General features: G+C 33.6%; 8 protein-coding genes and 1 tRNA gene. 4 read left to right on the plus strand and 5 right to left on the minus strand.

The genetic code is table 11. The features are described from left to right. Window positions 1-78: 78 nt before the first annotated feature. Window positions 79-150: transfer RNA gene (locus Q0075_RS09885), tRNA-Glu, on the minus strand. A gap of 116 nt (window positions 151-266) precedes the next feature. Continuing rightward, the gene (proS, locus tag Q0075_RS09890) at window positions 267-1,745 is read right to left on the minus strand and encodes a proline--tRNA ligase (protein ID WP_297869361.1); all 1,479 of its coding nucleotides are present in this window, start codon (window positions 1,743-1,745) and stop codon (window positions 267-269) included. A 101-nt stretch (window positions 1,746-1,846) separates the two neighbouring features. Between proS and Q0075_RS09895 the strand changes: the two genes are divergently transcribed. The 4 genes from Q0075_RS09895 to Q0075_RS09910 all read left to right on the plus strand — a co-directional run bounded on the left by Q0075_RS09895 (window position 1,847) and on the right by Q0075_RS09910 (window position 6,235). Further along, window positions 1,847-2,788, plus strand: a complete 942-nt coding sequence (locus Q0075_RS09895) for a hypothetical protein (RefSeq protein ID WP_297869362.1) — start codon at window positions 1,847-1,849, stop codon at window positions 2,786-2,788. 30 nt (window positions 2,789-2,818) lie between these two features. After that, window positions 2,819-4,366, plus strand: coding sequence for an outer membrane protein transport protein (locus Q0075_RS09900; RefSeq protein WP_297869363.1), 1,548 nt, complete (start codon window positions 2,819-2,821; stop codon window positions 4,364-4,366). Window positions 4,367-4,569: 203 nt separating this feature from the next. Beyond that, a complete protein-coding gene (gene rimO, locus Q0075_RS09905; RefSeq protein ID WP_297869364.1) occupies window positions 4,570-5,871 on the plus strand; it encodes a 30S ribosomal protein S12 methylthiotransferase RimO in 1,302 nt (433 codons plus the stop codon). 127 nt (window positions 5,872-5,998) lie between these two features. After that, window positions 5,999-6,235 (plus strand): DUF465 domain-containing protein, encoded by a 237-nt coding sequence (locus tag Q0075_RS09910; RefSeq protein ID WP_291108650.1) that lies wholly within the window; start codon window positions 5,999-6,001, stop codon window positions 6,233-6,235. A gap of 45 nt (window positions 6,236-6,280) precedes the next feature. Here Q0075_RS09910 and Q0075_RS09915 read toward each other — a convergent pair whose 3' ends face one another. The 3 genes from Q0075_RS09915 to Q0075_RS09925 all read right to left on the minus strand — a co-directional run. After that, entirely contained in the window at window positions 6,281-7,699 is a 1,419-nt protein-coding gene (locus Q0075_RS09915) for an MBL fold metallo-hydrolase (protein WP_297869365.1), read from the minus strand. 72 nt (window positions 7,700-7,771) lie between these two features. Beyond that, window positions 7,772-8,926 carry a peptidoglycan endopeptidase gene (locus tag Q0075_RS09920; RefSeq protein ID WP_297869366.1) on the minus strand — a complete coding sequence of 385 codons (1,155 nt, stop codon included), beginning with the start codon at window positions 8,924-8,926 and terminating at the stop codon, window positions 7,772-7,774. 91 nt (window positions 8,927-9,017) lie between these two features. Then, window positions 9,018-9,245: carboxyl transferase domain-containing protein (locus tag Q0075_RS09925; protein WP_297869367.1), on the minus strand; the 228-nt coding region annotated here is incomplete at its 5' end.

A 9,245-nucleotide genomic window follows, 5' to 3' on the forward strand; every position in this document is an offset into this window, starting at 1 on the left:
ACCCCTCTTACCAGGATGAAAACCTGGCGTCCTAACCGATAGACGAACGGGCCATTAACCAATTCTATTTTCAATATGTAGCCCGTAGGGGAATCGAACCCCTCTTACCAGGATGAAAACCTGGCGTCCTAACCGATAGACGAACGGGCCATCTCGTACTTTAAAGTCTAAAAGACCTCATTTCCGTAATGCGAGTGCAAAGATAAACACATTTTTTATTCCTGCAATAGCATCAATATTTTTTTTTCGCTTTTTTTACTCTTTTTTTAGTAAGCCTTTGCAAATAAGACTCTTCCTGACGAAGGTTTTCCTGTTAAAACACAAGTTCCAGCTTCTTCTACTCTATCTAAAGCGATACAACGAATGGTTGCTTTTGTTAATTCTTTGATTTTCTCTTCAGTTTCTGCAGTTCCGTCCCAATGTGCTGCTAAGAAACCACCTTTAGTTTCTAAAACTTCTTTAAACTCTTCGAAAGAATTAACTTCTGTAATATGAGTGTTTCTATAATCTAATGCTCTAGCAAACAAGTCATTTTGAATAGTTGTCAATAAATTTTGAATGTAATTTACTACTCCATCTTTAGCCACAACTTCTTTAGACAAATTATCTCTACGCGCAATTTCGTAAGTTCCGTTTTCTAAATCGTTTGGTCCAAGAGCAATTCGCACTGGAACACCTTTTAATTCCCATTCTGCAAATTTGAATCCTGGTTTTTGAGTATCTCTATTATCGTATTTAACTGAAATACCTAATTTTCTCAATTCAGCAACTAAACCATTCACTTGTTCTGAAATTGCATCAAATTGCTCATCAGTCTTATAAATAGGAACAATCACTACTTGAATTGGCGCTAATTTTGGAGGTAAAACCAAACCTTTATCATCTGAATGCGTCATTACTAAAGCTCCCATCAGACGGGTAGAAACTCCCCAAGAAGTTCCCCAAACGTGTTCTTGTTTTCCTTCTTTATTAGCAAATTTCACATCAAAAGCTTTGGCAAAATTTTGACCTAAGAAATGCGAAGTTCCCGCCTGCAAGGCTTTACCATCTTGCATCAAGGCTTCGATACAATAAGTTTCATCAGCTCCAGCAAAACGCTCTGTTTCTGTTTTCAAACCTTTAATCACTGGAATTGCCATGAAGTTTTGAACAAAATCAGCATACACATTCATCATTTTCTCAGATTCCTCAATCGCTTCTTGACGTGTTGCGTGAGCTGTATGCCCTTCTTGCCATAAAAACTCAGCTGTTCTTAAAAACAAACGGGTTCTCATTTCCCAACGAACCACATTAGCCCATTGATTGATTAGCAAAGGTAAATCACGGTAAGATTGCACCCAACCTTTATAAGTAGACCAAATAATAGCTTCAGAAGTTGGACGGACAATTAACTCTTCCTCTAATTTAGCATTAGGGTCAACAATTAATTTCCCTTTATTTTCTTCATCCGTTTTTAATCTGTAATGTGTTACGATAGCGCATTCTTTAGCAAAACCTTCAGCATTTTTTTCTTCTGCCTCAAACATACTTTTTGGAACAAACAAGGGAAAATAAGCATTACTATGCCCAGTTTCTTTAAACATTCTATCTAGTTCAGCTTGCATTTTTTCCCAAATTGCATAGCCATATGGCTTAATCACCATACATCCTCTTACTCCTGAATTTTCAGCTAAATCAGCCTTTACGACTAGTTCGTTATACCATTTGGAATAATCTTCCGCTCTTGTTGTTAAGTTCTTGCTCATTATGAATATTTTGGCACAAAAATTGTTTATATAATTTTTAACTAATTTGTTTGGCAAAAATAGTTAAATTTGAAGTGTCCAACAATAAAAAAATAAGAGTTATGAAAACTTATTACTTACATACCCAAAAAAATGCCATATTTTCTTTGTTTGGATTATTGGCAGTAATCACAAGTTCTTGTGGTTCCTACCAAAATTCGTCTTACTACAATAATGATGGTGTGTATGGTTCTGAAAAATCAAACACTCAAACGGAAAATAAAGATTCTGAGCAAAATACTGATCAATCAAACAAATACGCTCTGCAATTTAGAAACATGCAAGATGATTACACCTACTTTACAGATGTAGACAACTATAACACCCAAGAACAAGACACTGTAGTTACTGTTTATAAAAATGACTCAAACAATAATTATGCTGGCTGGGGTAACAATTCATCTGATGTTACGATAAACTACTATAATAACGGATGGGGATGGAACAATTGGTATTCGCCTTATTGGGGAAGCCCATGGAATTTTGGATGGAATAGTTGGTATTCACCTTATTGGGGATGGAATAATTGGTACGGAACAGGTTGGGGATGGAATAGCTACTATGGTCTAGGCTGGGGAGGCTATTATGGAATTAATTGGGGAGGTTACTATGGTCTAGGATGGGGATACAATGGATATTACAGCAATAATGTTTCCTACAATCATGGTCGAAGAGGAGGAAATGGATACTATAATAATGGTGGTAGAACTTCAAATCGATCAAACACAACACGTCCTAACTTTAATAGCAACTCACCAAGAACACAGAATGCAACTCCAAGATCGCACAATGCAACTCCAAGATCGCAAAATACAACACCTAGAGAAGGCACACATACACCTAGAACAAATACACAATCACCTCGAACCTCAACACCAAGCAGTTCTTCTCCAAGAACAAACTATTCATCACCAAGAAGTTCATCAGGAGGAAGTTTTGGTGGAGGAAGTTTCGGAGGTGGAGGTCGTTCTGGCGGTGGCGGTGGAAGAGGCGGGAGAGGTTAACTAATTCACTAAAAGATTAAAAAAATTGAAATGAAAAAATTGTTATTATCCATAATTTTTGGTAGTTCTCTAATAGCCACAGCACAAGAAACTACTACTAATGATGCTTTAAGATATGCCATAAATAATTTGACTGGAACTGCTAGATTTAGAGCTATGAGTGGCGCTTTTGGTGCCGTTGGTGGAGATTTATCTTCAATTAATGTAAATCCTGCAGGATCATTATTTTTCAATAACAACTTCGCAAGTATCACGATAAGTAATTTTAATACTGGAAATCGTTCTAATTATTTTGGAACAAGAACAAAAGAAAATCTAAGTACATTAGATTTAAATCAATTAGGAGGTGTTTTAATTTTTAATGATGGTTCTGGAAATTCCGATTGGTCAAAAATTGCTGTTGCACTTAACTATGATAGCACCAATAATTTTGACAACAATATCTTTTCTGCTGGTGTGAATCCTTATAATTCTATCGGAGGTTATTTTATAGACAAAGCACAAGGATTGCCATTAGAGTATATGCAATTACAACCTGGAGAAACTGTATCCCAACTTTATTCTTACTTAGGAGAAACTTCAGGCTTGGGATTCCCAGCACAGCAAGCGATGTTGGGCTACCAGGCTTTCTTATTTGAAGCTTTTGACGACTCTGACCTAAACAATGTTGATTATTACACCAATATACCAACAGGAGGAGATTATTACCACGAAAATTATATTTCAACCTCTGGATTTAATGGAAAACTAACAGCAAACGTTGCTACAGCTTATAAAAATAAATTATTTTTAGGCTTGAATTTAAATGCACATTTTACAGATTATACTAAATCAACTTCAGTATACGAAGGAAACAACAATCCATTATACACCTCTGGATTGACTGTTACCGATATCCAATTTGACAATGAATTATACACTTACGGAACAGGATTTTCTATGAATGTAGGAGCAATCTATAAATTCACCGATAATTTTAGAGCCGGTGTTGCTTATGAATCTCCAACATGGTATAATTTAAATGACGAATTATCGCAACGTTTAATTGTGAGAACTACTGACGGAACAACAGATTATCAAGATGTTATTAACCCTAACGTTGTTAATATTTATGAAACCTACAAAATTCAAACACCAAGTAAATGGACTTTTAGTGGCGCTTATATCTTTGGAAAAAAAGGATTAATAAGTGTTGATTATGCAACAAAAGATTACAGCAATATTAAATTTAAACCAACTAACGATGGCTTATTTAGCGATTTAAACTCTCAAATGGGTAGCCAATTTAAAAACGTTTATGAACTAAGAATTGGTGGAGAATACAAAATCAAACAATGGAGTCTTCGCGGAGGTTATCGTTTTGAAGAAAGTCCATACAAAGTAGATTTTGCAATGGGAGACTTAACTGGTTATTCTTCAGGAATTGGCTATAACTTTGGCGAAAGCAGATTAGATGTAGCTTATGCTAACGACCACAGAAATTACAACCAGTCTTTAATTTCTTCAGGAATGAATGATACCGCAAGAATAAGAACTACAAACCACAATATTACCGTTACTTATTCTATTAATTTCTAAAAAAATTAAAACAAGATATCAAACCACTTCTTCAATCGAAGTGGTTTTTTTATACCCAAGCCACAACCGCTAGCCCCGATGGGAGCGACACCTTGTATAGCGGACAGCGGGACAAACCTTTAAAAAATTCCAAATCGCTGGTGCTTCTACTAATTATTTTATGTAATTTTGCCCACCGAATGTTCGGGATCAAAATTAAAAGCATGAGAACCAAATCGTTAAAGAAAAATAAAATCAATGTAATTACATTAGGATGTTCTAAAAACACTTATGATAGTGAGGTTTTAATGGGACAACTAAAAGCGAATGGAAAAGACGTAGCGCACGAAGAAAAAGGCAATATCGTGGTAATTAATACTTGTGGTTTTATTGATAATGCAAAGGAAGAATCAGTAAATACGATTTTGGAATATGTGGATAAAAAAGATCAAGGTCTAGTTGATAAAGTATTCGTTACTGGATGTTTGTCTGAAAGATACCGTCCTGATTTAGAGAAAGAAATTCCAGATGTTGACCAATATTTTGGAACTACAGAATTACCTCTTTTATTAAAAGCTTTAGGAGCTGATTATAAACACGAATTATTAGGAGAACGTTTAACAACAACTCCAAAAAACTATGCCTATTTAAAAATTGCTGAAGGTTGTGATAGACCTTGTAGTTTTTGCGCTATTCCTTTAATGCGTGGAAAACACGTTTCGCAACCTATTGAAAAATTGGTTAAAGAAGCGGAAGGTTTGGCTAAAAAAGGAGTAAAAGAATTAATTTTAATTGCTCAAGATTTAACTTATTACGGATTAGATTTATACAAAAAACGTAATCTTGCTGAATTATTAGAAAACTTAGTAAAAGTAGAAGGAATTGAGTGGATTCGTTTGCATTATGCATTTCCAAGTGGTTTTCCAATGGACGTTTTAGATGTAATGAAACGCGAACCAAAAATTTGTAATTATATTGATATTCCGTTGCAACACATTTCAGATGCTATTTTAAAATCGATGAAACGTGGCACAACGAAAGAGAAAACGACTAAATTATTACAAGAATTTAGAGAAAGAGTTCCAGGAATGGCAATAAGAACTACTTTAATTGTTGGTTATCCTGGTGAAACACAAGAAGATTTCGAAATTTTACGTGATTGGGTTCAAGAAATGAAATTTGAGCGTTTAGGGTGTTTTACTTATTCGCATGAAGAAAATACTGGTGCTTTTGCATTAGAAGACGATGTTCCTCATGAAGTAAAACAAGCGCGTGCTGCAGAAATTATGGACTTACAATCGCAAATTTCTTGGGATTTAAATCAAGAGAAAATTGGACAAACTTTCAAATGTGTTATCGACAGAAAAGAAGGACAATATTTCATTGGAAGAACCGAATTTGATAGTCCAGATGTAGATAACGAAGTATTGGTAGATGCTTCAAAATACTACTTAAAAACAGGTGATTTTGTAAATTTAAAAGTAACAGACGCTACAGAATTTGATTTGTATGCAGAACCCATATAATTAATAAACATTATTTTACAATCCTTACATTAACCTTGTAAGGATTTTTTATTTAAAATGATAAATATCATATCAAGGCTGTTTTTTTATAGGTAACTTTGAGTATAGAAACTTAAAAACCAGCATTATGATAACTAAACACCCTATTTATCAAGATTTTCCAGAATACGCTGACAAGATTAAAGACTTGTATCATCACAATGATGAATTTCAAGTTTTACTTCATTCGTATACGGAATTAGATGAAAAAATATATAAAATTGAAAAAGACGAAGAACTAGCAATGGATGATGAATTATCACATCTGAGAAAAGATCGTGTATTTCTAAAAGATGAAATTTTTAACTTTTTAAAAGATAATTAATTTTTTTCATAAATAAATAAACCGCTTAAAAGCGGTTTATTTATTTTATAACAGAGTTGAAGGACAAACATAAACCGTTTTAGGTAATTGAGTTGTCTTAGCAATTTCATTAAAACCACCTGAAACATCTATAAAATTATCAAAGCCTCGTTGTTTTAAAATAGAAGCAGCTATCATACTGCGATAACCTCCAGCGCAATAAATCACGAAAGATTTGTCATTTGGAAAACTTTCTAATTTAGTATTCAATTGGTTTAATGGAATATTTACTGAATTTAATAAATGCTCCGAATCAAATTCACTTTTCTTACGAACATCAAATAATGGCAAATCCGCTGTTTGAAGCATTTCTTCTAACTGTTTACCTGTAATTCGATTCAAAGTATCTATTTCTTTTCCTGATTGTTTCCATGATGCAAATCCACCTTCTAAATAACCGATAGTATTATCATATCCAACTCTAGAAAGTCGAATCATACATTCTTCTTCCCTACCAGGTTCAGTAACTAAAAGAATAGCTTGATTGATATCGGAAATCATTTCACCAACCCACATAGCAAAACTACCATCGATTCCAATATTAATGCTATTTGGAATAAAGCCTTTTGCAAAATCATTTGCATTTCGCGTGTCTAAAATTAAAGCACCGGAAACATTTGCTAAAGTTTCAAAGTCATTTGGATTCAATGGCTTTTTACCTTTTTCAATCACTTTATCCAAGGATTCGTATCCTTTTAAATTCAATAATACATTTTTTGGAAAATAACCCGGCGGCGTTGTTAATCCCGTAAGTAATTCATTTACAAATTCATCTTCTGTCATATCAGGTCGAAGCGCATAATTGGTTCGTTTTTGATTTCCTAAAGTATCGGTAGTTTCCTTACTCATATTTTTTCCGCAAGCACTACCTGCTCCATGATTTGGATATACAATTAAATCATCAGATAGCGGCATGATTTTCTCGCGAAGCGAATGGTATAATAAGCGAGCTAACTTATCTTGTGTTAAATCAGCAATCACGTGTTGGGCCAAATCTGGTCGCCCTACATCACCAATAAATAAAGTATCACCTGATATAATTCCGTGTTCCTTATTATTTTCATCAATCAACAAGTACGTTGTACTTTCCATGGTATGACCAGGCGTATGAATGGCTTTTATTTTATAATTTCCAATGGTAAAAATTTGTCCATCAGAGGCAATTAAAGCATCATAATTAGGTTTTGCTGTAGGGCCAAAAACAATTTGAGCTCCCGTTTTTGCTTTTAAATCTAGATGACCGCTGACAAAATCAGCATGAAAATGCGTTTCAAAAACATATTTGATTTTAGCATTATCTTTTTTAGCACGATCAATATAAGGTTGAACTTCTCTTAATGGATCAAAAATAGCGGCTTCACCATTATTTTCAACGTAATAAGCAGCATGCGCAATACAACCTGTATAAATTTGTTCTACTTTCATGACATAACTTTTAAAAGTTACGAATTTACATGCTAGTAGCTGGAAGTAAAATGATAAATATCATGTAAAAAACTATCGATTATTTTCTAAAACACGATTAATTTGAATGAAACGTTTTTTGTAGTAAGGTTCTTCCGTGGATGAAATTATAACTCCAGCCTGCACTGAGGAATGAATAAACTTAATTTCATCACCATTAATTTCAGTAATCATTCCCACGTGATTAATACTCCCTCTACCATTGGTTGTAAAGAAAATTAAATCGCCTTTTTGTGCTTGACTTCTGTCAATTTTATAACCCGCTCCTACCGCCATTGAACTTGAAGAACGAGGCAAAGTCATATCAATATGTTTAAAAGTAGAAAACATTAATCCAGAGCAATCAAAACCAGCACTAGTAGTTCCACCACCTCTATATCTAGTTCCAATATGTTGTGAAGCTACAGCAATTAAAAATTCGGCTTTAGACATATTTTCTGGAGAAAGCTCTTCAATATCTTTTGGACCACTTACAATCTCATTTTGATGCTTTGCTAACTCTACATCTCCTTTTTTAATTACAACTTCATATCCGATAGGTAAATTAGCAATAATTTCAGGGTTCATTTCTTCCAAATCTTTAACACTAACTTTGTACTTTTTTGAAAGTCTATATAAAGTTTCGCCCTTGGTTACTGTGTGCACTTTATTTCCTAATTCATCTGTACATAAATTAGCATCCATATTAGTTGAATTGGATATTTCAGTAACTACTGTTTTTATTTCTTTAGGTTTATTTTCTTTAGGAGCTTCTTTTTCTTTAGGAGTCTCTTTTACTTTTTTTGCAGAAACAACTATTTTATCTCCAATTTGAATTGACTCTGGCTTGATATCGGGATTTAATTCTTTTAATTTTTCTAAACTAATATCGTACTTTTTTGCAATCTTGTAAAGCGATTCGCCCGATTCCACTATGTGCGTTTCGGTAGCGTTTTTTGACGAAAAAACTTCTTTATTACTCTTAGGTTTTGATTTTTTGTTGGGAATCAACAAAACAGTTTTTAACTGTAGTAAAGCGCCTTTCGATTTTGGATTTAATTCATAAATGTCGGATTCACTAACATCATACTTTTTAGCAATAGAATAAATCGATTCACCCGAAACCACTGTATGTTTAATTGTCTTTTGAGAAAAAACAACACTACTACAGAAGAATAGAAAAAAAGTTATAATTTGGAATAATTTCATTTAGAATTAATTTAGATGGATTGTAGCTAATTTGACGGTTGCAAGATAAAAAAAACTCCCTTTAAAAAGGGAGTTTTAACATTATTTTAAATTACAAAGGAATATTTCCATGTTTGCGTTTTGGTGTATCGACCACTTTGTTTTCTAACATACTAAACGCTTTTATTAATTTTCTTCGTGTATCTCTAGGTAAAATAACCTCATCAATAAATCCACGTTGTGCTGCTGTGTAAGGATTCGCAAATAACTCGGCATATTCTGCTTCTTTTTCTGCTAATTTAGCCACTGGGTCAGCTGCTTCACTAATTTCTTTTTTGAA

The sequence above is a fragment of the uncultured Flavobacterium sp. genome, assembly GCF_937967675.1.
Taxonomy (GTDB): Bacteria; Bacteroidota; Bacteroidia; order Flavobacteriales; family Flavobacteriaceae; genus Flavobacterium.